The organism is Streptomyces sp. AMJ-169 (assembly GCF_055597585.1).
On the sequence record NZ_JBVLTJ010000021.1, the window covers coordinates 81,246 to 103,256 of the forward strand.

Sequence of the window (22,011 nt, forward strand, 5' to 3'; positions counted from 1 at the left end):
GTCTCACCCGCGCACGGGGGTCAGCGTCGCGCGGGTGGGGCCGCCGGGGTGGACCGTGAGGTTGAAGACCGGTTCGGGGACCGGGGCTTGCAGGGTCAACGTGTAGGCGGGGAGCAGGAGTTCGAGCAGGATCGTCATCTCGTGGAGGGCGAACTGGGCGCCCAGGCAGGCGCGGGGGCCGAGGCCGAAGGGGTGGTAGGCGCCGGGCGTGGGCGAGGGGCCGAGGAAGCGGCGGGGGCGGAAGGCCTCGGGGTCGGGCCAGCTCTCGGGGTCGCGGTGGGTGAGGTAGGGGGACATCAGGACGGCGCTGCCCTTCTCGACGCGGTGTCCGGCGACGACGTCGTCCTCCAGCGCGTGCCGGGGCAGCAGCCAGGCCACCGGGTAGAGCCGCAGGGTCTCGCGGATCAGGGCGCGGACCGCCTCGGCGCGGCCGGGTGAGCCGGCCGGGCCCTGGGCGAGCGCGAACTCCCGTTCCTCCGGGTGCTCCTGGAGCAGGAGCAGCAGCCACAGGAGGGTCGTCGCGGTGGTCTCGTAGCCGGCGGCGAGGAAGGTGACGACCTCGTCGCGGATCTCTTCCGGGGACTGGCCGGCGAGCGCGTCGAGGAGGCTGGGCCCGCCGTTGGAGCGGGCGACGGCGACGGCCCGTTCGGCCACCGCGTCGACCTCCGCGAGGTCGGCTTCGAGGTTCGGCAGGCTGCTCGCGCCGAGCGCCGCGATCGCCTTGCCGATCCGGTCGGTGGCACGCCACTGCTGTTGTGTGACGTCGTCGAGGGGCTCGCCGGTCATGCAGCGCCAGATGGTGTCGAAGGAGAAGCGCTGCATGTCGGCGGCGAGGTCGCGGGGTGCGCCGGTGCGGGCGCTCTCGGCCCATTCCCGGGCGGTGTGTTCGGCGGCGGCGCGCATCAGCTCGTCGTAGCGGCGGGTGGCCTGGAGGGTGAAGTGCGGCTGGAGCAGGCGCCGTTGGCGCCGCCAGCGGTCACCGGTCGCCGCGAGGAGGCCTTCGCCGACGAGCATCCCGGCCCGGTGCGAGGACTTGACGTAGCGGTCGCCGTGCCGGCCGAGGACGTGCTGGACCCCGGCGGGTGAGGTGACGAGCACGGTGGGCTGTTCGCCGAGCGGGACGGACACCAGCGGGCCGAGTTCGCGGGCGCGGATCAGCAGATCGATCGTACGGCCGCTCTCCGCGCGCCATCGGGTGACCTCCGCCGCGGGCAGTGCGGGAAGCGGCGCGGCGGTGGATGCTGTGACCAAAAGGGGCTCCTCGCAAGGGAGTTGGGACGGCTCACATCGTAGCGGCACGCGTCCGCCCCGCTACGTTCGGCAACCCGCCGCCGAAAGAAGGCCGGTCCTCGTCCCCCGTCCCCGGCCCGCCGAGGCCCTATCCTGCCCGCATGACGTATGACACACCGTCAGAGACCAAGGCGCTCACCCCGGAAGAGGTCGGCGCCACCTACGACGAGTTCGGTGCGCTCTACGGCCTCACCCTCGGCGACTCCGCGATCCATGTCGGGCAGTGGGCCCTGCCCGGCGACCCGGCCCCGGCGCGCAGTCTGCCGGAGCTGGCGGACCGGGCCATGGACCGGCAGACCGACTGGTTCGCCGAGCAGCTCTCGGCCGGCGCGGACACCCACCTCCTGGACATCGGCTGCGGCAACGGCGGCCCGGCCGTACGGATCGCGCGCACTACCGGGGCGCGCGTCACCGGGATCACCATCAGCCGTTCGCAGGTCGGTCTCGGCCGGGAGCGCGCGCAGGCGGCCGGGGTCGCGGAGCGGGTCGCCTTCGAGCACGGCGACGCGATGGAACTCCCTTACCCGGACGGGTCGTTCGACGCGGCGATGGCCGTGGACTGCCTGTGCCACATGAACGACCGGGCGCTCGCCCTCAGCGAGGCCCGCCGCGTCCTGAAGCCGGGCGGGCTGCTGCTCCTCACGGAGTTCACCCCCCGCGGCGACCCCGATCCCGAGCGGATGGCGGTGTACTACCAGGCCTGGGCCACCGGCCCGCTGATCACCCCGGCGCAGCTCCTGGAGCTGACGGAGAAGGCCGGCTGGGAGCTGGTGCGGACCGTCGACAACACCGCGAACATGGCGCTGACCGGTGAGCTGATGGGCGTGCTGTACAACGACCGCCGGGCGGAGGTGCTGGCCCACTACGGGCCGGAGGCCACCGCGCGGCTGGACGAGGTCATGCCGGTGCTGCGGGACGTCATGCACGAGAACGTGGGCCACGTGGTGTTCGTGCTGCGCGCGCCCTGACACCAAAGCGCGCGCCGATCAGACGGTCACCGGCGGCGGGCTCCAACGGCGGCCCGGCAGCGGGCTGTTGGAGACGCCGTAGTCCTTCTTCAGCTCCTCGGGGATCGCGTAGTGCATGACGCGGCCCCGGGTGAGCGCGGACAGTTCGAAGCGGGTGGTCCACTCGCCGAGCCTGTCCAGCGCCCACGCGCCGAACGGTGACCGGTCCTCGATGGCCTCCAGGACCCCGAGCAGATGCGGCGCCGCCTTGACGGCGGTGTCCCACGGGGTCCTGGGGACCTCAAGCCAGTCGCCGCAGGTGTCCCCGGCGAGGAAGCGGATCAGGGCGGAGACGACCGGGTCGAAGAGCGTCCCGGGCACGACCCCCTCGTACAGGTCGATGAGCTGCCGCGTCAGTTGGACGCCCTCCGGAGAAGGGCCCATGTGCCGGACCATGTACAGGTCGAGGAACTCGCGGGCCTCTTCGAGCGTTTTCGGTACGGCCCGCTGGTCGACGCCGAGCATGGCGCCGACGACGCGCCAGGCGTAGTAGTAGGCCCGCGCGCCCTCCGGCGACATGTGGATGCCGAGCCGGTGCAGGCTGTCCAGGACGAGCAGCGAGAAGAACATCTGGCCGCCGATCATGTCCTCCTGGCAGATCGGCGTGCCCAGTGTCTCGGTGTCCCAGCGGTTCTCGCGCCTGAGGTGATGGCGGATGGAGGCGTGCAGGAGGCGGACCTTCTGCGCGGCGGGCACGAACCGGCCGCCGGCCTCGAAGGCGTCGGGCTGCATGAGGTAGACGGTGAACTGGCCGGTCTCCGCCATGCGTTTGGAGGGGTACTTCAGGCCGTGGGTGGCCGACAGCAGCCGCGCGACGTGCGGGACGACGTAGCAGGCGGGCATCGAGGCGAAGGACAGCGCGGTGGAGATGTGGACGTTGTTGTCGATGAAGAACAGCCGCGCCTTCTCCATCTCCGTCCAGTCCACCCACGCGGGCGGGGCGCCGGTCGCCGCGAGGTAGTCACGGGCGACGGCGGGCAGTCCGTCCGGGAGCGCGGCGCCGGAGCTGGAGACGTAGCGCATCAGGGTGTTGAACGTGCCGACCTGGCCGCGCGCGAAGAGTTCGGCGACGACGGCGTCGGCCAGTTCGTCGCCTTCGGTCCGCAGGGCGTCCAGCGAGGCCTCGGTGTGGGTCATGCGGGGGCTCCTCAGTCCGGGTCGGTCGGTCCGGGTCAGGAAAGGCGGTCGGCGGCGGACCGGGCCAGGGCGGTCAGGGCGGCGTCGGCGTGGGCCGGCAGGGACAGCGCGCGCAGAACGTCCAGCGCCTCCCCGACCCGCTCACCGATCATGGCCTCGACCCGCTCGGGCGCCCGCGCGCGCCGCATCAACTCCCGTACGTCGTCCAGGCCTTGGGCGTCGAGCCCGCGCCGCCCGAGCAGCGCGCGCAGCTTCCTGCGGTCGGCGGGGGCGGCGAACCGCCAGGTCTGCGCGAGCAGCGCGGTGGGCCGCTGTCCGCGTACGTCGTCGGCGGGGGCCTTGCCCGTGCGCTCGGGGTCGCCGAAGAGGCCCAGCAGATCGTCGCGGAGCTGGAAGGCCTCGCCGAGCGGCAGCCCGTACGCGGAGTAGCCCGCGCGCAGGGAGGCGCCGGCGCCGGCCAGGGCGCCGCCGATCAACAGGGGCTGTTCCACGGTGTACTTGGCGGTCTTGTAGCGGATGACCTTCAGCGACGCGTCGAGGTCGGGTCCGGTGCCGGTGCGCAGGATCTCCAGGCACTCCCCCGCGATCAGCTCCCGCGCCATCACGGCCCACAGGGGGCGGGCGCGGGCGAGGTAGGCGGCGGGCAGGCCGCTGGTGACGAAGAGCTGCCCGGCCAGGGACATCAGCAGGTCGCCGACGAGCATGGCGAGGGAGCGGGCGGTGGCGTCGGCGCGGGGGCGGCGGCCGACGGCGGCGCGCAGGGCGACGTGGACGGTGGGGCGGCCGTGGCGCAGGGGGCTGTCGTCGATGAGGTCGTCATGGACGACGGCCGCCGCGTGGACGAGTTCCATCGCGGCGGCGGCCTTCAGCAGGGTGTCGCTGTCGGGCTGCCCGGCGGCCCGCCAGCCCCAGTAGCAGAACGCGGCCCGCAGCCGTTTCCCGTACGCGACGGAGAGTTCCAGCTCCTCGGCGACCGGCTTCAACAGGGGGTCGATGTCGGCGAGTTGACCCGCTTCCTCGGCGACGAAGCGGCGCAGTGCCTCGTCGACGCGGCTCTTGAAGCGGTCCGGGTCCCAGCGCTCAGTCATCGGCGCCGGCCCGGCGGGCGAGGGCACGCTGGGCGAGGATCTCCAGATGGGCCGGGGCCGGGGTACGCCGGTCGAGCGCGAGCCTGCCGCGCGCGGCGAGGTCACGTCCGGCCTGCGCGGCCAGCTCCCCGTGGTCGGAGCGGCGCAGCAGGCCGCGTACGGTGCCTAAGGCGGTGCCGGCGACATCCCACGCGAGATCGGCGAGCCCCGCCGCCACCAGCACCGCCTGCTCGTCCAGCCCACGCCGTCCCGTCCCTTGCGCCATGGTCCCCCCTCGTCCGGGGACACCGGCCGGGGCCCCCTTCGATGGTCCTGGGGGGAGGGGCGAAGAGGGGGTGGAACTCACGATCGGGTGACACGCCGGTCGGCAGACCGATTTTCCTGGGCGCCAGCCAGGCCGGGCTCAGCCGCGCAGCCGGGACATCGTCGGGTCGAACAGCGGCTCCTCGGCGACGACCGCTTCGATCCGCCGGTCGAAGTACCCGATGTGCACGGTGGTCCCGGGAACCGCGAGGCCCGCCGGCAGCCAGGCGTAGGCGATGCCCTTGCCGATGGTGTAGCCGTAGGCGGCGCTGGTGACGTACCCGACGGCGCGCTCCCCGTCGTAGACCGGCTCCTTGCCGAGGACGACCGAGTGGGGGTCGGCGACGGTGAGGCAGGTCAGTCTGCGGGTGGCCTCGGACGCGCGGCGGGCCAGGGCCTCCTTGCCGATGAAGTCGCCCTTGTCGGGTTTGACGGCGAAGGCGAGGCCGGCCTCGTAGGGGTCGTGCTCGTAGGTCATGTCGGTGCCGAAGGAGCGGTAGCCCTTCTCCAGGCGGAGGCTGTTGAAGGCGCCCCGGCCGGCGATGACCCCGCCCAGCGGCTCGGCCGCCCGCCAGAGGGTGTCCCAGAGTTTCAGGCCGAGGTCGGCGGTGGTGTACAGCTCCCAGCCGAGTTCGCCGACGTACGACAGGCGCATCGCGGTCACCGGGACGCTGCCGATGGACGCCTGTTTGGCGCGGAAGTACTTGAGGCCGTCGTTGCTGAAGTCGGCGTCGGTGAGCGGCTGGAGGACCTTGCGGGCGAGCGGTCCCCACAGGCCGATGCAGCAGGTGCCGGGGGTGATGTCGCGGGCCTGGACGGTGCCGTCGGCGGGGAGATGGCGGGTGAACCAGTCGAGGTCGAGGTTGCCGTTGGCGCCGACCTGGAAGCGGTCGCGGGCGAGGCGGGCGACGGTGACGTCGCTGCGGATGCCGCCGTCGTGGTCGAGCAGCAGCGTGTAGGTGACCGAGCCGACCGACTTGGCGACCTTGCTCGTCGTCAGGCCCTCCAGGAACCGCGCCGCGCCGGGTCCGGTGACCTCCAGGCGTTTCAGCGCCGTCATGTCGTACAGGGCGACCGTCTCGCGGGTGGCCTGGGCCTCGGCGCCGACGATCGGGGACCAGTAGCGGGCGGCCCAGTCGTTCGGGACGGGGATCGAACGGCCGTCCAGGAGCGGGGCGTTGGCCTCGTACCAGTGGGGGCGTTCCCAGCCGCCCGCCTCCAGGAAGAACGCGCCGTGCTCCTGCTGGCGGACGTGGAAGGGGCTGGTGCGGATCGGGCGGGGGGCGCCGGAGGGCTGGAGGGGGTGGAGGATGTCGTAGACCTCGGCGAAGTTCTGGCAGTCGCGGGCCAGGACGTACTCGGGGGTGAGCTGGTGCGGTTCGAAGCGGTTGACGTCGCACTCGTGGAGGTCGAACGAGGAGCAGTGGCCGTCGACGAGCCATTCGGCCATCGCGCGGCCGACGCCCGCGGAGTGGGTGACCCAGACGGCCTCGGCGACCCAGAAGCCCTTGACGTCCGGGGACTCGCCCAGGAGCGGGAAGTTGTCGGTGGTGAAGGAGAAAAGGCCGTTGATGCCCTCGTCGACCTTGGCGTCCTTGGTGGCCGGCAGCAGCGCCTGCGTCTCGGTCCAGGCGTCCGCGAAGTCGTCCGCGGTGAACTCCAGGACGGACGGCATCTGTCGGGCCTCGTCGACGGAGAGGATGTCGTCGGCGGAGACCGGCATGGGGCGGTGGCCGTAATAGCCGATGCCGATGCTGTCGTAGCGGTCGCGGTAGTAGAGGTCGGCGTCCTGGTGGCGCAGGATCGGGCGGACGGCCTCCTCGGTCTGGCCGGCGAGCGCGGGGACGGGGCCGGTCCAGGCGAGCTGGTGGGCGAGCGGGGTGAGGGGGAGGTTCATGCCGGCCATGCGGGCGATCCTCGGCCCCCAGATGCCGGCGCAGCACACGACGATGTCGGCGTCGAGTTCGCCTTGGTCGGTGACGACGCCGGTGACGCGTCCGTCCTCCTGGCGGAGGTCGAGGACTTCGTGGCGGGCGAGGAAGCGGACGCCGTTCGCCGTGGCGCGGCGGATCTGGGCCTCGACCGCGAGGACGGCCTTGGCGAGGCCGTCGGTGGGGACGAGGAGGCCGCCGAGGACCTTGTCCGGGTTGAGCAGGGGGTGTTGCGCCAGACACTCCTCGGGGCTGAGGAGTCGGGCTTCTATCCCCCAGGCGGTGATCCAGCCATGGCGGCGGTGCAGTTCGGTGAGGCGTGCGGGCGTGGTCGCGACTTCGAGGCCGCCGACCTGGAGGAAGCAGGGCTCGCCGTCGACGTCGAGGGAGCAGAACTTCTCGACGGTGTAGCGGGCCAGCTCGGTCATCGTCTTGGAGGAGTTGGTCTGGAAGACCAGGCCCGGGGCGTGCGAGCTGGAGCCGCCGGTGGCCGGGAGGGGGCCCTGGTCGACCACGGTCACCTCGGTCCAGCCCCGCTGGGAGAGCTCGTCCGCGAGCGCGGCGCCCACGACGCCCGCTCCGATGATGACCACTCGGGGTCCCGCCATCGCCGCACCTCCGGTTGAGTTGCTCGCTGCGCAACAGGCTTCAAGTCGCGCAACTCAATGTGCCCGGCGGGGTGATGGGTGTCAAGAGGCGGTCCACTTGCCCAAGTGCCCTTGACCACGCGGGAATCCATCCCGACCATGTTGCGTATCGCTCACCGCGTTGTGCCATGCGCATCAACGTCATGTGTACTGACGGAGGCCCTTCATGTCCCCTCGTCCGCACCCCGGCCGTGAGTATGTCCTCACCGTCTCCTGCCCCGACAGCGTCGGACTCGTCCATGCCGTGAGCGGCTTCCTGGTCCGCAGCTCGGGGAACATCCTGGAGAGCCAGCAGTTCGACGACCGCCGCCAGGGCCGTTTTTTCATGCGGGTCCACTTCGACGTCTCCGACCCGGCCACCGGGCCCGCCGAACTGCGGCTGCGCTTCGGGCCGGTGGCCGAGGCGTACGGCATCGACTGGACGCTGCGGGACGCCGCGACCCCGACCCGGACCCTGATCATGGTGTCCCGGTTCGGCCACTGCCTCAACGACCTGCTCTTCCGCAGCCGCTCCGGCGCCCTCAACATCGAGATCCCCGCGATCGTCTCCAACCACCGCGACTTCGAGGGCCTGGCCGAGAGCTACGGCGTCCCCTTCCATCACCTCCCGGTCACCAAGGACACCAAGCCCGAGGCGGAGGCCCGCCTGCTGGAGCTGGTCCGCGAGCTCGACGTCGACCTGGTGGTGCTGGCCCGCTACATGCAGGTCCTCTCCGACGACCTCTGCAAGCGGCTCGAGGGCCGCGCGATCAACATCCACCACTCCTTCCTGCCGAGCTTCAAGGGCGCGAGGCCCTACGACCAGGCGTACGAGCGGGGCGTCAAGCTGGTCGGCGCGACCGCGCACTACGTCACCCCGGACCTCGACGAGGGCCAGATCATCGAACAGGACGTCATCCGCGCGGACCACTCCCTGGACCCCGCCCAACTGGTCACGGTGGGCCGCGACGTGGAGGCCCAGGTCCTGGCCCACGCGGTGAAGTGGCACAGCGAGAACAGAATCCTGCTGGACGGCAACCGCACGGTGGTGTTCCGCTAGGCGGCGGAAAGGGCGGGCCCTGGCGTGCGGGCCCGCCGCCTGTCTTATCCCGCTCGTTTCGTCTCAGCCCGTCTGTTTCTGCGCGTCCCGGTGCCGGTAGTACGCCGCCTTCGACGGGGGCAGCGGCTGCTTGCCCAGGATCAGGTCCGCCGCTTTCTCCGCGATCATCATGACTGGGGCGTAGATGTTGCCGTTCGTGACGTACGGCATGACCGAGGCGTCCACCACGCGCAGGCCGTCCAGGCCGTGGACGCGCAGGGTCGTGGGGTCGGTGACGGACATGTCGTCGGTGCCCATCTTGCAGGTGCAGGAGGGGTGCAGGGCCGTCTCGCCCTCCTCCGCGACCCAGGCCAGGATCTCCTCGTCGCTCTGGACGCCGGTCCCGGGGGACACCTCGCCCGCGTTGTAGGGGGACAGCGCCGGCTGGCCGAGGATGTCGCGGGCGACCCGGATCGCCTCGGCCCACTCCCGGCGGTCCTGGTCGGTCGAGAGGTAGTTGAAGCGCAGGGCCGGGTGGCTGCGAGGATCACGGCTCTTGATCTTCACCGAGCCCCGGGCGTCGGAGTACATGGGGCCGACGTGGACCTGATAGCCGTGCCCGCCCGCCGGCGCCGAGCCGTCGTAGCGGACGGCGATGGGCAGGAAGTGGAACATCAGGTTCGGGTAGTCCACGGCTTCGTTGCCGCGCGCGAACCCGCCGGCCTCGAAGTGGTTCGTCGCGGCGGGCCCCTTGCGGAAGAGCCATTGCAGGCCGATGAACGGGGCACGCCACTTCGCCAGGTACGGCTGCATGGAGACGGGCTGCTTGCAGGCGTACTGGACGTAGACCTCCAGGTGGTCCTGGAGGTTCTCGCCGACGCCCGGGAGGTCGTGGACGACGTCGACGCCCAGCGCCCGCAGCTCCTCGGCGTTGCCCACGCCCGAAACCTGAAGCAGCTGGGGCGAGTTGATGGCGCCGCCGCACAGGATCACCTCGCGGGCGCGGACCCGGCGGGCGGCGCCGGGCCCGTGCTCGAACTCGACGCCGATCGCGCGCTTGCCCTCGAAGAGGACGCGGGTGACGAAGGCCCGGGTCTTGACCGTGAGGTTGGGGCGTCGGCGCACGGGTTTGAGGTAGGCCTTGGCGGCGGAGAGGCGCCGGCCCCGGTGCACGTTGCGGTCGAACGCGGCGAAGCCCTCCTGCCGGAACCCGTTGACGTCCTCGGTGCGCGCGTACCCGGCCTGCTCGGTCGCTGCGAGGAACGCGCCGAACAACGGGTTCCGCGCCGGCCCGCGTTCGAGGACGAGCGGCCCGTCATGACCGCGGAACGGATCGTCGGGGTCGGCGGCGAGACAGTTCTCCATGCGCGCGAAGTACGGCAGACAGTGCGCGTAGTCCCAGCTCTCCATGCCGGGGTCGGCCGCCCAGCGCTCGTAGTCCATGGGGTTGCCGCGCTGGAAGATCATGCCGTTGATGCTGCTGGAGCCGCCGAGGACCTTGCCGCGCGCGTGGTAGATGCGCCGGCCGCCCATGTGGGGTTCGGGCTCGGACTCGTACTTCCAGTCGTAGAAGCGGCTGCCGATGGGGTAGGTCAGCGTGGCGGGCATGTGGACGAAGACGTCCCAGGGGTAGTCGGGGCGGCCGGCCTCCAGGACCAGCACTCTGTTGCCGGGGTCGGCGGACAGGCGGTTGGCCAGCGCGCTGCCGGCCGAACCGCCGCCGACGATCACGAAGTCGTAGGGGGGCGTCGTGTCCATGCTGCCTCGTCTCATGGGTTGCGTGATGTGCAACTGGTCGTAGGCGAAAGGGAGGTCGGCCGCGCCGGGGCGGGCTGATCGGCGCACGTATAGTTCCGTCGTGAGCAACTACCGCCCCGAGTCCGAGCCGTCCGGTCCGCAGTCCGGCGGGGTGCAGTCGGTCGACCGGGCCATCAGCGTCCTGGAGATCCTCGCCCGGCGCGGCGAGGCCGGGGTCAGTGAGGTCGCGGGCGAGCTGGACGTGCACAAGTCCACCGCGTTCCGGCTGCTGGGCGCGCTGGAGGCGCGGGGGCTCGTCGAGCAGGCCGGGGAGCGCGGCAAGTACCGGCTCGGGTTCGGGCTCGTCCGGCTGGCGGGGGCGGTGACGGGCCGGATCGACATCACGCAGCAGGCCCGCCCGGTGTGCGAGCGGCTCGCGGAGGAGGTCGGGGAGACCGTCAACATCGCGGTGCTGCAAGAGCATTACGCGATCAACCTGTACCAGGTGCGCGGCCCCGGAAACATCACCGCGCACAACTGGGTCGGCCAGCTCACCCCGCTGCACGCGACGTCCAGCGGCAAGGTCCTCCTCGCCCACCTGCCCGCCGCCGAGCGCACCGCCCTGCTGGCCGCCGCCGGGCAGCGCAAGGTCGGCCCGCGCACCATCACGGCGCGCACGAAGCTGGAGCAGAACCTCGCCGAGGCGCTGGAGCGCGGGTACGCCTGCACGCTGGAGGAGCTGGAGGTGGGGCTGCACGCCGTGGCCGCGCCGATCCGCGGCCAGGACGGGCGGGTCATCGCGGCGCTGAGCGCGTCGGGGCCCTCGTACCGCTTCACCGAGGAGCGGATGCACGAGCTGGCGCCGCTGGTGCTGAAGGGGGCGCAGGAGATCAGTCACCGGATGGGGCATCTGGGCTGAACTCAGCCCGCCCGGGTGCCGAGCCGTCCGTTGACCCAGTCGTGGAACGCCCCGATGTGGTGCTCGCTCGGCACCAGTACGCCGCCCTTCGCGTACATCCGCGAGCTCATCCCCGGCTGGGTGCGCTCGCAGGCCTCGAAGTCCTGTTCGTTGACGCGGTGGAACAGCTCCACGGACCGGCTGACGTCCTTGCCGGACTCGACGACGTGCGGCAGGTACAGCCAGTCGCACTCGACGACCGTGCGGTCCACGGCCATCGGGTACATGCGGTGGAAGATGACGTGGTCGGGGACGAGGTTGATGAACACCTGCGGTTTGACGGTGATCGCGTAGTAGCGGCGGTCCTGTTCCTCCGCGACGCCGGGGATGCGGTCGAGCCCTTCGGAGCCGTCGACGGTGAAGCCCTGGATCTCCTGGCCGAACTCGGCGCCGTGGCCGACGTAGTACTGGGCGGCGTAGCCGTCGGCGAACTCGGGGAGCACCTCGGTGAGTTCGGGGTGGATCGTCGCGCAGTGGTAGCACTCCATGAAGTTCTCGATGATGAGCTTCCAGTTGGCCCGCACGTCGTAGACGATCCGTTTGCCGACGGTCAGGTTCTCGATGCCGTAGCGCTCGAGGGACTCCATGTCGCCGAGGCGTTCGACGACCGCGCTGAGGACGTCCTCCTCGAACGGCGGCGGGTTCTCGGCGAGGCAGACCCAGACGTAGCCGAGCCATTCGCGGACGGCGACGGGGGCGAGGCCGTACTCGGTGCGGCCGACGTCGGGCATCTTGGTGAGGTTGGGGGCGGCGACGAGCTTGCCGGTGAGGTCGTAGGTCCAGGCGTGGTAGGGGCACTGGAAAGCGCGTTTGACCTCGCCGCTCTCCTCGGTGCACAGCTTGGCGCCGCGGTGCCGGCAGACGTTGAAGTAGGCGCGGACCGACTGGTCGCGGGCGCGGGTGACGAGGATGGACTCGCGGCCCACGTCGACGGTGCGGAAGGCGCCGGGCCTGGCCAGTTCGGCGGCGCGCGCGACGCAGAACCACATGGTCTCGAAGATGCGCTCCTGCTCCTGGGCGAAGATCCCCGGATCGGTGTAGGAGGAGCCGGGGAGGGTGGCGATCAGGCTGTCCGGCAGGCTGGTCGGGGTCACGGCGGTGCACTCCTCGGTGGGGGTCGCAGAGATCGGTCGCGGGGGCGGGGGGTGCGGCTCAAGGCTCGGGCCGGCGTTGCCTCGACGGCTCGGGCCGGCGTTCAGGGCCAGGCGGCTCAAGGCCCGGCGTCAGCTCAGGAAACCGATTGCGCCAACTGCTTGCGCCAGCGGGTGAACAGCCGCGGCTGGTTCATCCCGAGCACGGCGACGGGCACGTCCCCGCGCCGGTAGACGGCGAGGACGTCCCGCCCGTCGGCGGAGCCCTGTTCGACGCGCACGCTGTCGGCGCCGGCGGCGTTCCCGGCGAACTGGACGCGGACGCCGTACTGGTCGGACCAGAAGTACGGCGGCTTCGGCACGGCCGGCTCGGGGGCGCGCTCGCCGGCCAGCAGCGCGGTGACGGCGGCGGCGGGACGCTCGACCGCGCCGGTCCAGTGCTCGACGCGGCGGTGCGAACCGGCCCTGGGATCGAACCAGTTGGCGCAGTCGCCGACCGCGACGACACCGGGCAGCCCGGTGCGCCCGTCGGGCCCGCAGACGACGCCGTTGTCGATCCGCAGCCCGGAGGAGGCGAGCCATCCGACGTTCGGCCGGGCGCCGACGCCCACCACCACGAGGTCGGCCGGCAGACTGCGCCCGTCCTCCAACAGCACGGTGTCCACGGCGCGTTCACCGCCGAGCCCCTTGACCCCGGCGCCGCAGACCAGCCGTACGCCGTGGTCGGTGTGCAGCCCGGCGACGACGGCGCCCATCTGCGCGCCGAGGGGTCCGGCGAGCGGGGTGGGGGCGGCCTCGACGACGGTGACGTCGAGGCCGAGGGCGTGGGCGGTGGCGGCGACCTCGGCGCCGACGAATCCGGCGCCGATGACCACGAGCCGTCTGCCGGGGGCGAGTTCGGCGCGCAGGGCGCGGGCGTCGTCGAGGGTGCGCAGGGTGTGCACTCCGGCGAGCCCTTCGGTGCCGGGGAGGGTGCGGGCGGCGGCGCCGGTGGCGATGACGACGCCGTCGGCGTGCAGTTCGCGGCCGTCGGAGAGGGTGACGGCGCGGCGTCCGGCGTTCAGGGCGGTGGCCCGTACGCCGAGCCGCCAGTGTGCGGCCAGGTCCTCGTCGCCGGTCTCCAGCGCCAGGTCGGCCTCGCCGTAGGTGCCGGCGAGGTACTCCTTGGACAACGGGGGCCGGTCGTAGGGGCGGTGGAGTTCGTCGCCGACGACGGTCAGCTCCCCGTCGTACCCCTGGGCGCGCAGGGCGCGCGCGGTGGAGAGGCCGGCGAGGGAGGCGCCGATGACGGCGAGCGTCCTCACGCGGGCCCCCCGGCGAGCCGGGCCGCGACGCAGGGCGGGAGGTTGGGGGCGTCGGTGGAGAGCTTCACGTGGATCACGCCGTCCTCGACGACCACCTCGTGGGTGCGGACCGGGAGCCGGGCGGGCGGGCCGCCGACGTGTCCGGTCCTGAGGTCGAACGTCGAGGCGTGCAGCGGGCATTCGACCTGGCAGCCCTCCAGCCAGCCGTCGGCGAGCGAGGCGTCCTGGTGGGTGCAGGTGTCGTCGATGGCGAAGACCTCGCCGTCGTCGGTGTGGAAGACCGAGACGGGCGGGTCGATGTCGAGCCGGATGGCCTCGCCTCGCGGGAGGTCCGCAAGACGGCACGCGGGAATCATCATGACACCTCGGTGCGTATAGCGAAACGGATTGCGGTAAGCGCAACGCCAGTTTGAGGTCGCCCCCGAGTGATGTCAAGGCGTCCAAATCGCCTGCGCCGGCGGGGGTTTCCGGGGCTTTCCGGGACCGGGACACGGCCCGTCACAGGACGCCTTCAGCGCCCCGGCGGCGGCCGGGGAGGCTATAGCAGAGGGACCGGCCCAGCGTCGTCCCCTTGTCGGCGCGGTCCGCCGGCGCCCGCCGTTGCGCCATACTGGACGGGCTCTCGGCAGGCGACCGGCGAAGGTGACGGATGGACAGCATGGAGACAGACGTACGCCCCTCCCCGCAGGAACTGCGCAGCGCGAAACTACGGCGGGACATCGCCGAGGCCGCCCTGGACCTCTTCGAGCGCCAGGGCTTCCAGGCGACCACCGCGGGGGAGATCGCCTACGACGCCGGGCTGTCCACGCGCACGTTCCAGCAGCACTGCCCGACGAAGGAGGACGCGCTCACGCCCGTCCACACGAAGGCCGTCGAGGCACTGGTCGACGCCTTCGCCGCCCGTCCGCAGGACGAGCCGCCGGCCGTCGCCGCGCGCGCGGCCCTGCTGACGAGCGCGGCACTGGTCGACGACGACGAGCTGCGCCGAGTCGTCCGCATCGCCCTGTCCCACCCGGCGCTCACCGCCGGCTGGCAGGCCTCGGGCCGCCGCGCCCAGGAACGCCTCGCACCTCTCGTGGCCGCCCGCACCGCCGCCGACCCGGACGCGCTGCGCCCGCGCGTCCTGGCCGGCCTGATCGTCGGCGCCGCGACCACGGCGATGGAACGCTGGGCGACGCACGAGGACGCGGGCGCGCTGGACGCGGTCACGGCGGAGGTGTTCGACATCACCGCCGGCGGTCTCTCAGAGACCTGACCGGGACCGGTCACAGCTTCGCCGCCCGCTGCCGCTCAGAGACCTGACCGGCCGACGCAGGCCGCCCGCCCCGGATGCCTGGCAGGCACCGGTCACGGCTTCACCGCCCGCCGCCCCGGCCGCCCGACCAGGCCCGATCACGGCTTCGCCCCCGCCCCGTCCAGCAGCACCGGCACGGAACCCCCCTCCGACAGCCGCGTCCGCAGCCGTTGGGCGTCCTGGCCGGGCGGCAGGCCGTACGCCCGCCGGTACTCGCGGCTGAACTGCGTCGCGCTGACGTAGCCGACGCTCTGGGCGGCCTGGGCGGCGGTGACCTCGCTGCCGAACATCAGCCGGCGCGCCTCCTGGAGCCGCAGGTGCTTCTGGAACCGCAGCGGGCTCATGCCGGTCGCCGACCTGAAGTGCCGGTGCAGGGTCGCCGGGCTCATCCGGGCCACCTCGGCGATCTCCTCGACGGTCAGCGGCTCGGCGTAGTGGTCCCAGATCCAGCGGGCCGCCGTCCGGATGCGGAAGCCGGCGGAGTCGGCGCGCGACCAGTGCCGCAGGACCGGGCCGAGGGGGCTGCGCAGCAGGCGGTAGAGGATCTCCTCCTCGATCCGGCCGGCGAGCGGGCCGATGTCCTGCGGGGTGTCGAGGAGCCGTACCCAGCGGGTGACGGCGTCGATCAGCTCCGCCTCCATGTCGGCCGTGACCTGCCCGAGGACCGCAGGCGCGGCCTCCCCTCCCTGCGCCAGCTCCATCTGGACGGCGTCGAGGGTGTGGCTGTCGAGCCGCATGACGGCCGCCCGGTAGGGCAGTTCCTCGAAGGCGGCGGTCACCGGCAGGTCCAGGGTGAACAGGGCCATCTGCCCCGGCGGCGTGACCCAGCTGTGCTCGCCCGCCGCGGTGCGCTTGGCGCCGGCCGCGATGAAGCAGACCATCGGCTCGTACACGACCTCCATCGGCTCGACGAGTTCATCGACCGCGACCAGGGAGAGCCTCGGTACGGCGCTCTCCCCCCACTTGCCCACGCAGTGCCGTTCGATCGCTTCGGCGAGACGGTCCAGCAACGGCCCGCTCCTTCCATTCCCTGGACGACTTGAGAGGATCAGGCAATCCTATGCGACCGCTGCCCCATGCCGTCCCGGCCTCGTCTTCCTAGCCTGGAACCATGACACAGCACGAAAAACTCCCCCACCGCACCCTCGGCACCCAGGGCCTCGAGACCGGCGCGATCGGCCTCGGCACGATGGGCATGACCATGGCCTACGGCGCCGGCGACGAGCCCGGCGGCATCGCCACCATCCACCGCGCCCACGAGCTCGGCGTCACCTTCTTCGACACCGCCGAGCTGTACGGCATGGGTACCGGCAGCAACGAGCAGCTGCTGGGCCGGGCCGTGAAGGGCTTCCGTGACGAGGTCGTCATCGCCACGAAGTTCGGCTTCGACCTGAGTGACCCGACGCGGGTGGGCGCCGCCTTCGACAGCCGCCCCGAGCACATCCGCGAGGTCGCCGAGAACAGCCTGCGCTACCTCGGCACCGACCACATCGACGTCCTCTACCAGCACCGCGTGGACCCGGACGTACCCATCGAGGACGTCGCGGGCACGGTCGGTGAGCTGATCGCCGAGGGCAAGGTGCGTTACTTCGGGCTGAGCGAGGCCGGGCCCGACACCATCCGGCGCGCCCACGCCGTGCAGCCGGTGTCGGTGCTCCAGACCGAGTACTCGGTGTTCGAGCGGGCCGTGGAGGCGGAGATCCTGCCGGTGGTGCGGGAGCTGGGGATCGGCTTCGTGCCGTACTCGCCGCTCGGGCGCGGTTTCCTCACCTCGGCGGTGAAGCCGGCCGCCGAGTACCCGGCCGACGACATGCGCAGCTGGGACGACCGCTGGCAGCCGGGGAACTACGAGAAGAACCTGACGGCCGTCCAGGAGCTGACCGCGTTCGCCGAGTCCAAGGGCGTCTCGGTCACCCAGCTGGCGCTGGCCTGGCTGCTGGCGCAGGGCGACGACATCGTCCCCATCCCCGGCACCCGCAGCCCCGAGCGGCTCGCGGAGAACGTGGCCGCCGCGTACGTCGAGCTGACGGCGGCGGATCTGGCCCGGATCAAGGAGATCCTTCCGGAGGGCGCGGCGGGGTCGCGTTACCCCCAGGCGATGATGCCGAAGGGCTGAGCAGTGACCGGGGGCGCCGTCGCAGGACGGCGCCCCCGTAGTCCGTCAACTCGGCTGCGCGCTGTGCTCGTTGTCGCCGGCGGCCGGGTCCTGGTCGAGGGTGGCGGCCCAGCTGGCCAGGAGTTTGAGGCTGTCGTGGGCGGGGGTACCGGGTTCGGCGCTGAGGACGGTGAGGGTGAGGCCGGGTTCGGTGGGGATGGGCAGGGCCTCGAAGGGGAGGGCCAGGTCGCCCACCGCGGGGTGGTGGAAGTGTTTGACGCCGGTCTGGTGCAGGCGTACGTCGTGGGCGGCCCAGAGGGTGCGGAACTTCTCGCTGCGGGTGGAGAGTTCGCCGACGAGGTCGGTGAGGTCCCGGTTGTAGGGGTCGCGGCCGGCCTCGGTGCGCAGGAGGGCCACGGCTCCGGCGGACTGCGCCTCCAGCTGGGGCAGGAAGTCGGCGGCGCCCGGGTCGAGGAACTCGTAGCGGGCGAGGTTCACGGGCCGGGCGGGGTCGGCGAAGACCGGGGCGTACAGGGCGCGGCCGAGCCGGTTGGCGGCGAGGATGTCGAGACGGCCGTTGCGGATGAAGGCCGGTGCCTCGGTCATCGCGTCGAGCAGGTGCCGCAGGCTCGCCCGGATCGGCTGCGGCGTCCGGCGGCGGGCGGGGCGGCGGGTGGTGTTCGCGGTGCGCGCGAGGTCGTCGAGGTGGGCGCGTTCGGCCTCGTCGAGCTGGAGGGCGCGGGCGAGGGCGTCGAGGACGGGCTCAGAGACGCCGGAGAGGCTGCCGCGCTCCAGGCGGGCGTAGTACTCGACGCTGACGCCGGCGAGCAGCGCGACCTCTTCCCTGCGCAGCCCCTTGACGCGCCGGTTGCCGGTGTGGACGGGCAGCCCCGCCCGCTGCGGCGTGATCTTGGCACGGCGGCTGGTCAGGAACTCGCGTACCTCGCTCCGGTTGTCCATGGCTTCGAGGCTACGTCGGCGCTCCCGCCGTGTCCCGGGCTGAGGGGTGTACTGGCAGTACACGTATCGGCGAGTTCTTCCACGCGTCCGTGACCTGGCGTTTCATCGGCGGTGACGCAATCGGCCGGGGCACGTGGGAAACCTCCGTGCCCCCGACGCAAGGAGCCTCCATGGAGATCGTCAAGCAGCCCGCGACCATGAAACTGCCGCCGCAGCTGTTCACCGGCGACGTCTGGGCGGACGTGATCCGCCGGGGCGAGGAGCCCTCCCGGCTGCGGGCCAACATGGTCCGCTTCGCCCCCGGCGCCCGTACCGCCTGGCACCGCCACGGCCTGGGCCAGACCCTGCACATCGTGTCCGGGGTCGCCCTGATCGGCACCCGCGACGGCGTGATCGTCGAGGCCCACCCGGGCGACACGATCGGCTGCCCGCCCGGCGAGGAGCACTGGCACGGCGCGGGTCCGGACCAGTTCATGGCGCACCTCGCCCTGTGGGAGGGCGACGACGTCGACTGGCTGGAGCACGTCACCGACGCCGAGTACGCCGGCACCCGGACCTCGCGCTGAGTACCGCTCCCACGACAGGAGTCCCCATGAACCCGATCTACGACTTCCATGGCCAGGTGGCCCTCGTCACCGGCGCCGCCTCCGGCATGGGCCTCGCCACCGCCCGCGCCTTCGCCGAGTCAGGGGCCGCGGTCGTCCTGGCCGACATCGACGAGAAGGCGGTCCAGCGCGCGGCCGGGGAGCTGACGGCGGCCGGTCATCAGGCGCTCGGTGTGGTCTGCGACGTCACGGACGAGGAGCAGGCGGCGGCTACGGTCGGCCGCGCGGTCGAGGTGTACGGCCGGCTGGACATGGCGTTCAACAACGCCGGGGTGCAGGTCCCGCCCAGTGACGCGGCCGACGAGACGGCCGGGCACTTCGACCGCGTCAACGCCGTCAACCTGCGCGGTGTCTGGACCGCCCAGAAGCATGAACTGCGGCAGATGCGGCGGCAGGACGGCGGCGGCGCCATCGTCAACTGCTCCTCGCTGGGCGGTCTCGTGGGCCTGCCGGAGCGGGCCGCCTATCACGCCTCCAAGCACGGGGTGATCGGTCTGACCAGGAGCGCGGCGGTCGAGTACGCGCCGAGGGGGATCCGGATCAACGCGGTGTGCCCCGGGGTCGTCGACACCCCGATGGCCGCCGCGATGCTCGAAGGGCAGGCCGAGGCCATGGCCGAGATCGTCAAGCAGCAGCCGATCGGGCGGCTGGGGCGGGCCGAGGAGATCGCCGCGGCCGTCCTGTGGCTGTGCAGCCCCGCCGCGAGTTTCGTCGTCGGGGCCGTGCTGCCGGTCGACGGCGGCTACACGACGAGCTGATCCCACCCCGAGGAGCGTCACCATGGAGTACATCCGTCTCGGCGCCACCGGCCTGAAGGTGAGCCGTCTCGCCCTCGGCTGCATGAGCTACGGCGACCGGACCGTCCCGCGCGCCCACCCCTGGGCGCTGGCCGAGGACGAGGCCGCGCCGTTCTTCCGGCAGGCCGTCGAGCTGGGCATCACGTTCTGGGACACCGCCAACGTCTACCAGGCCGGCACCTCCGAGGAGATCACCGGCCGCGCCCTCAGGCGGTACTCCCGCCGCGAGGACATCGTCCTGGCCACCAAGGTCCGCGGCAGGATGCACGACGGCCCCGGCGGCGAGGGCCTGTCCCGCAAGGCGATCCTGGAACAGGTCGACGCGTCCCTGACCCGGCTGGGCACGGACCACATCGACCTCTACCAGATCCACCGCTACGACGCCGAGGTCCCGGCCGAGGAGACAATGGAGGCGCTGCACGACGTCGTCAGAGCGGGCAAGGTCCGCTATCTGGGCGCCTCGTCGATGTACGGCTGGCAGTTCGCCAAGCTCCAGCACGCCGCCGACCTCGGCGGCTGGACGCGCTTCGTGTCGATGCAGAACCAGTACAACCTGCTGCGCCGCCAGGACGAGCCCGAACTCATGGCCCTGTGCGGCGACATGGGCGTCGGGCTGATCCCCTACTCCCCCAACGGCAAGGGCCGCCTCGCCCGCCCCGCCGGCGAACAGAGCCTGCGCTCCGCCACCGACCATGTCGTGCAGGCCTTCGACAGCGTGTACGACGAGCCGGTCATCGACGCGGTGCAGCAGCTCGCCGAAGCCCGGGGTGTGCCCATGGCCCAGATCGCGCTCGCCTGGGTACTGCGCAACCCGCTGGTGTCGGCGCCCATCGTCGGCGCCACCATGCCTCACCACCTCCAACAGGCCGTGGAAGCGCTGGAGTTGAGGCTCTCGGACGAGGAGGCGGCGGCGCTGGAGAAGCCGTACACCAACGCCGGGCCCTCCTGGTTCTGACCGCGCCCTGGGCTTGTGTGCGCGCCGCCCGCTTCGGGTGCGGGCGGCGCGCGAGAAACGTACTGCGCGGGATGTGGCCGTGCGCGGCGGTGCCGGGCGATCCCCTCGATCGGGTGAGGGCCGGGCCGTGGGGCTTACGCCTGTTCGACTCCCTTTTCCTCTATCGCTTTTCCTCCACGCGGCCCAGCGTCAGCTCCTCGCGGGCCGTGCGCCACGCGGGGTCACCGGGGGTGAGCTGGGTGCGGAGGTAGGCCGAGGTCAACTCCCGGACTGCCGCGAGGAGTTCGGGGCTCTCGTCCGTGGTCTCGGCGGCGTCGTATCCGGCGATGCCGCCGAGGCCGTGTTCCGCGCCGTGCAGCATGAGGAGGGATTTGGGGGACGGGGCGAGGGTGTACGGGTCGGTGTGCCAGGACGGCCCCAGGTCCGTGAAGTGGCGGGAGTCGTCCTTGTCCCCGGCGACGATCAGGGCGGGCGCCGTCATCGTCGTGAAGTCGATGTCCTTCATGAAGTCCAGGTACGCGGCCATGGGCCCGTTCAGCACCTCCCCTCCCCTGCCGGGCGCGGCCAGCAGGACGCCGGTCGTGATCCGGCGTTCCCTGACGCTCACACCGCCGATCTCCGCGCCCAGCAGCACACTCGCGGTGACTCCGCCGAGGGAGTGACCGGCGACGGCGGCCTTGCCGTGGTCGATCCGGCCGGCGAGGTGGGGTACGGCGGCCTCGATCTCGTCCAGCCGGTCGAGGATGTGCGCCATGTCCTCGGCCCGCTCGCGCCAGAAGTACGGGGCGCCCGAGGCGGCGGAGACCAGGTGGGTGAGGGTGCGGGAGTTGAGGTGGGTCGGCTGGATCACCACGAAGCCGTGTGCCGCCCAGTGGTCGGCGAGGGGGGCGTAGCCGTGCAGGGAGGAGAGGTGGCGGGAGGGGCCGTGGCCGTGGGAGAGGAGGAGGACCGGGAGGCCGGTGCCGGTGACGGGGGCGGAGATCTTGAGCTGGAGGTCGACGGGGCGGTGGGGGGTGGGGAGGGTGAGGGGGCTGTAGGAGAGGACGGGGGTGGCGGTGCGGGACATGGTCTTTCCTCGGGTGATGATCAGGTGTCGATCGGGTGGTGACCGGGAGCGTCGTTCAGGACTCTGCCGCGTTTGTCCGGGGTTTCCTCGGGAGCGCGGCGGAGTTCGGCCCCGGCCTGGACTAACCTGGATTCGGAACAACGTTCCGCTTACCTCGACAACGATACGGAACACCGTTCCGTTTAGTCAACGCCGACAGAAGGAGCACGGCTTGTCCACGGAAGAGGCGCCCGGCCGGACCCCGGCCCGCACGAAGCGCGCCGACGCCCAGCGCAATCAGCAGGCGCTCTTGAGTGCGGCGGCGGCGGTGTTCGTCGCGGCGGGGGTGGACGCGCCGATCCGGCGGATCGCCGCCGAGGCGGGGGTAGGGGTGGGGACGATCTACCGGCACTTCCCGACGAGGGCCGACCTGGTGGTCGCGGTCTACCGCCACCAGGTGGAGGAGTGCGCGACGGCGGGCCCGAGCCTGCTGGCCTCAGAGGACTCTCCGCTGGCCGCGCTACAGGCGTGGGTGGACCTGTTCGTGGACTTCCTGGTCACCAAACACGGGCTGGCGTCAGCCATGCAGTCCGACAACAGCGGCTTCGCCACCCTGCACGCATACTTCCTCGACCGCCTGGTCCCGGTCTGCGAGGAGATCCTTGCGGCGGCTGTGGGGGCGGGGGAGATCGAGGAGGGGGTGGGGGGGTATGAGCTGATGCGGGGGATCGGGAATCTTTGTATCGGGG

At 72.0% G+C, this 22,011-nt stretch carries 21 protein-coding genes; 9 read left to right on the forward strand and 12 right to left on the reverse strand.

Annotated features, from left to right (window positions below):
• Positions 1-3: 3 nt before the first annotated feature.
• The gene (locus ACYUD3_RS35295; RefSeq protein WP_470979440.1) at positions 4-1,251 is read right to left on the reverse strand and encodes a cytochrome P450; all 1,248 of its coding nucleotides are present in this window, start codon (positions 1,249-1,251) and stop codon (positions 4-6) included.
• Positions 1,252-1,391: 140 nt separating this feature from the next.
• Between ACYUD3_RS35295 and ACYUD3_RS35300 the strand changes: the two genes are divergently transcribed.
• Positions 1,392-2,258 (forward strand): methyltransferase domain-containing protein, encoded by an 867-nt coding sequence (locus tag ACYUD3_RS35300; protein WP_470979443.1) that lies wholly within the window; start codon positions 1,392-1,394, stop codon positions 2,256-2,258.
• Positions 2,259-2,276: 18 nt separating this feature from the next.
• Here the strand turns inward: ACYUD3_RS35300 and ACYUD3_RS35305 are convergent, their stop codons facing one another.
• From ACYUD3_RS35305 to ACYUD3_RS35320, 4 genes are all read right to left on the reverse strand, one after another.
• Complete coding sequence (locus ACYUD3_RS35305; protein WP_470979446.1) at positions 2,277-3,434, reverse strand: oxygenase MpaB family protein; 1,158 nt, start codon at positions 3,432-3,434, stop codon at positions 2,277-2,279.
• A 35-nt stretch (positions 3,435-3,469) separates the two neighbouring features.
• Positions 3,470-4,522, reverse strand: a complete 1,053-nt coding sequence (locus tag ACYUD3_RS35310) for a polyprenyl synthetase family protein (protein WP_470979449.1) — start codon at positions 4,520-4,522, stop codon at positions 3,470-3,472.
• Entirely contained in the window at positions 4,515-4,787 is a 273-nt protein-coding gene (locus ACYUD3_RS35315; protein ID WP_470979452.1) for a polyprenyl synthetase, read from the reverse strand. Before ACYUD3_RS35315 ends, ACYUD3_RS35310 begins: the two co-directional genes overlap by 8 nt.
• A gap of 138 nt (positions 4,788-4,925) precedes the next feature.
• Positions 4,926-7,364 carry a GcvT family protein gene (locus ACYUD3_RS35320; RefSeq protein WP_470979455.1) on the reverse strand — a complete coding sequence of 813 codons (2,439 nt, stop codon included), beginning with the start codon at positions 7,362-7,364 and terminating at the stop codon, positions 4,926-4,928.
• Between the two features lie 205 nt (positions 7,365-7,569).
• Between ACYUD3_RS35320 and purU the strand changes: the two genes are divergently transcribed.
• A complete protein-coding gene (gene purU, locus ACYUD3_RS35325) occupies positions 7,570-8,442 on the forward strand; it encodes a formyltetrahydrofolate deformylase (RefSeq protein WP_470979458.1) in 873 nt (290 codons plus the stop codon).
• Positions 8,443-8,505: 63 nt separating this feature from the next.
• Here the strand turns inward: purU and betA are convergent, their stop codons facing one another.
• Positions 8,506-10,179 carry a choline dehydrogenase gene (gene betA, locus ACYUD3_RS35330; RefSeq protein ID WP_470979461.1) on the reverse strand — a complete coding sequence of 558 codons (1,674 nt, stop codon included), beginning with the start codon at positions 10,177-10,179 and terminating at the stop codon, positions 8,506-8,508.
• Between the two features lie 151 nt (positions 10,180-10,330).
• Between betA and ACYUD3_RS35335 the strand changes: the two genes are divergently transcribed.
• Complete coding sequence (locus ACYUD3_RS35335; RefSeq protein WP_470979524.1) at positions 10,331-11,077, forward strand: IclR family transcriptional regulator; 747 nt, start codon at positions 10,331-10,333, stop codon at positions 11,075-11,077.
• Positions 11,078-11,079: 2 nt separating this feature from the next.
• On the opposite strand, the gene ACYUD3_RS35340 is transcribed toward ACYUD3_RS35335, so the two are convergent.
• The 3 genes from ACYUD3_RS35340 to ACYUD3_RS35350 all read right to left on the reverse strand — a co-directional run bounded on the left by ACYUD3_RS35340 (position 11,080) and on the right by ACYUD3_RS35350 (position 13,870).
• The gene (locus tag ACYUD3_RS35340) at positions 11,080-12,210 is read right to left on the reverse strand and encodes an aromatic ring-hydroxylating oxygenase subunit alpha (protein ID WP_470979464.1); all 1,131 of its coding nucleotides are present in this window, start codon (positions 12,208-12,210) and stop codon (positions 11,080-11,082) included.
• 134 nt (positions 12,211-12,344) lie between these two features.
• Positions 12,345-13,511, reverse strand: a complete 1,167-nt coding sequence (locus ACYUD3_RS35345) for an NAD(P)/FAD-dependent oxidoreductase (RefSeq protein WP_470979467.1) — start codon at positions 13,509-13,511, stop codon at positions 12,345-12,347.
• On the reverse strand, positions 13,508-13,870 hold the full coding sequence (locus ACYUD3_RS35350) for a bifunctional 3-phenylpropionate/cinnamic acid dioxygenase ferredoxin subunit (protein ID WP_470979469.1): 363 nt from the start codon (positions 13,868-13,870) through the stop codon (positions 13,508-13,510). Before ACYUD3_RS35350 ends, ACYUD3_RS35345 begins: the two co-directional genes overlap by 4 nt.
• A gap of 299 nt (positions 13,871-14,169) precedes the next feature.
• Between ACYUD3_RS35350 and ACYUD3_RS35355 the strand changes: the two genes are divergently transcribed.
• Complete coding sequence (locus ACYUD3_RS35355; protein ID WP_470979472.1) at positions 14,170-14,766, forward strand: acyl-CoA-like ligand-binding transcription factor; 597 nt, start codon at positions 14,170-14,172, stop codon at positions 14,764-14,766.
• A gap of 137 nt (positions 14,767-14,903) precedes the next feature.
• On the opposite strand, the gene ACYUD3_RS35360 is transcribed toward ACYUD3_RS35355, so the two are convergent.
• Positions 14,904-15,815 (reverse strand): AraC family transcriptional regulator, encoded by a 912-nt coding sequence (locus ACYUD3_RS35360; protein ID WP_470979475.1) that lies wholly within the window; start codon positions 15,813-15,815, stop codon positions 14,904-14,906.
• Positions 15,816-15,916: 101 nt separating this feature from the next.
• Between ACYUD3_RS35360 and ACYUD3_RS35365 the strand changes: the two genes are divergently transcribed.
• Positions 15,917-16,921 carry an aldo/keto reductase gene (locus tag ACYUD3_RS35365; RefSeq protein WP_470979478.1) on the forward strand — a complete coding sequence of 335 codons (1,005 nt, stop codon included), beginning with the start codon at positions 15,917-15,919 and terminating at the stop codon, positions 16,919-16,921.
• A 45-nt stretch (positions 16,922-16,966) separates the two neighbouring features.
• On the opposite strand, the gene ACYUD3_RS35370 is transcribed toward ACYUD3_RS35365, so the two are convergent.
• The gene (locus ACYUD3_RS35370) at positions 16,967-17,860 is read right to left on the reverse strand and encodes a helix-turn-helix transcriptional regulator (RefSeq protein ID WP_470979480.1); all 894 of its coding nucleotides are present in this window, start codon (positions 17,858-17,860) and stop codon (positions 16,967-16,969) included.
• Between the two features lie 170 nt (positions 17,861-18,030).
• Here ACYUD3_RS35370 and ACYUD3_RS35375 point away from each other — a divergent pair, with 170 nt between their 5' ends.
• From ACYUD3_RS35375 to ACYUD3_RS35385, 3 genes are read left to right on the forward strand one after another with little or no spacing between them, the layout of a single operon-like run.
• Positions 18,031-18,426, forward strand: a complete 396-nt coding sequence (locus tag ACYUD3_RS35375) for a (R)-mandelonitrile lyase (RefSeq protein WP_470979483.1) — start codon at positions 18,031-18,033, stop codon at positions 18,424-18,426.
• 26 nt (positions 18,427-18,452) lie between these two features.
• Positions 18,453-19,223 carry a glucose 1-dehydrogenase gene (locus ACYUD3_RS35380; protein WP_470979486.1) on the forward strand — a complete coding sequence of 257 codons (771 nt, stop codon included), beginning with the start codon at positions 18,453-18,455 and terminating at the stop codon, positions 19,221-19,223.
• Between the two features lie 22 nt (positions 19,224-19,245).
• Complete coding sequence (locus tag ACYUD3_RS35385) at positions 19,246-20,217, forward strand: aldo/keto reductase (RefSeq protein ID WP_470979489.1); 972 nt, start codon at positions 19,246-19,248, stop codon at positions 20,215-20,217.
• Positions 20,218-20,377: 160 nt separating this feature from the next.
• On the opposite strand, the gene ACYUD3_RS35390 is transcribed toward ACYUD3_RS35385, so the two are convergent.
• Positions 20,378-21,283: an alpha/beta hydrolase family protein gene (locus tag ACYUD3_RS35390; protein ID WP_470979491.1), complete on the reverse strand. Its 906-nt coding sequence runs from the start codon at positions 21,281-21,283 to the stop codon at positions 20,378-20,380.
• Between the two features lie 211 nt (positions 21,284-21,494).
• Between ACYUD3_RS35390 and ACYUD3_RS35395 the strand changes: the two genes are divergently transcribed.
• Positions 21,495-22,011 (forward strand): TetR/AcrR family transcriptional regulator (locus ACYUD3_RS35395; protein WP_470979494.1); only part of this gene is annotated, 517 nt, incomplete at its 3' end.

What these genes read in the sequence shown, in the direction of transcription:
- purU (WP_470979458.1), top strand. Translation starts at nt 7,570, where the DNA reads ATGTCCCCTCGTCCGCACCCCGGCCGTGAGTATGTCCTCACCGTCTCC.
- ACYUD3_RS35355 (WP_470979472.1), top strand. Translation starts at nt 14,170, where the DNA reads ATGGAGACAGACGTACGCCCCTCCCCGCAGGAACTGCGCAGCGCGAAA.
- ACYUD3_RS35390 (WP_470979491.1), bottom strand. Translation starts at nt 21,283, where the DNA reads ATGTCCCGCACCGCCACCCCCGTCCTCTCCTACAGCCCCCTCACCCTC.
- betA (WP_470979461.1), bottom strand. Translation starts at nt 10,179, where the DNA reads ATGGACACGACGCCCCCCTACGACTTCGTGATCGTCGGCGGCGGTTCG.
- ACYUD3_RS35375 (WP_470979483.1), top strand. Translation starts at nt 18,031, where the DNA reads ATGGAGATCGTCAAGCAGCCCGCGACCATGAAACTGCCGCCGCAGCTG.
- ACYUD3_RS35350 (WP_470979469.1), bottom strand. Translation starts at nt 13,870, where the DNA reads ATGATGATTCCCGCGTGCCGTCTTGCGGACCTCCCGCGAGGCGAGGCC.
- ACYUD3_RS35300 (WP_470979443.1), top strand. Translation starts at nt 1,392, where the DNA reads ATGACGTATGACACACCGTCAGAGACCAAGGCGCTCACCCCGGAAGAG.
- ACYUD3_RS35370 (WP_470979480.1), bottom strand. Translation starts at nt 17,860, where the DNA reads ATGGACAACCGGAGCGAGGTACGCGAGTTCCTGACCAGCCGCCGTGCC.
- ACYUD3_RS35305 (WP_470979446.1), bottom strand. Translation starts at nt 3,434, where the DNA reads ATGACCCACACCGAGGCCTCGCTGGACGCCCTGCGGACCGAAGGCGAC.
- ACYUD3_RS35365 (WP_470979478.1), top strand. Translation starts at nt 15,917, where the DNA reads ATGACACAGCACGAAAAACTCCCCCACCGCACCCTCGGCACCCAGGGC.
- ACYUD3_RS35315 (WP_470979452.1), bottom strand. Translation starts at nt 4,787, where the DNA reads ATGGCGCAAGGGACGGGACGGCGTGGGCTGGACGAGCAGGCGGTGCTG.
- ACYUD3_RS35385 (WP_470979489.1), top strand. Translation starts at nt 19,246, where the DNA reads ATGGAGTACATCCGTCTCGGCGCCACCGGCCTGAAGGTGAGCCGTCTC.
- ACYUD3_RS35320 (WP_470979455.1), bottom strand. Translation starts at nt 7,364, where the DNA reads ATGGCGGGACCCCGAGTGGTCATCATCGGAGCGGGCGTCGTGGGCGCC.
- ACYUD3_RS35380 (WP_470979486.1), top strand. Translation starts at nt 18,453, where the DNA reads ATGAACCCGATCTACGACTTCCATGGCCAGGTGGCCCTCGTCACCGGC.
- ACYUD3_RS35310 (WP_470979449.1), bottom strand. Translation starts at nt 4,522, where the DNA reads ATGACTGAGCGCTGGGACCCGGACCGCTTCAAGAGCCGCGTCGACGAG.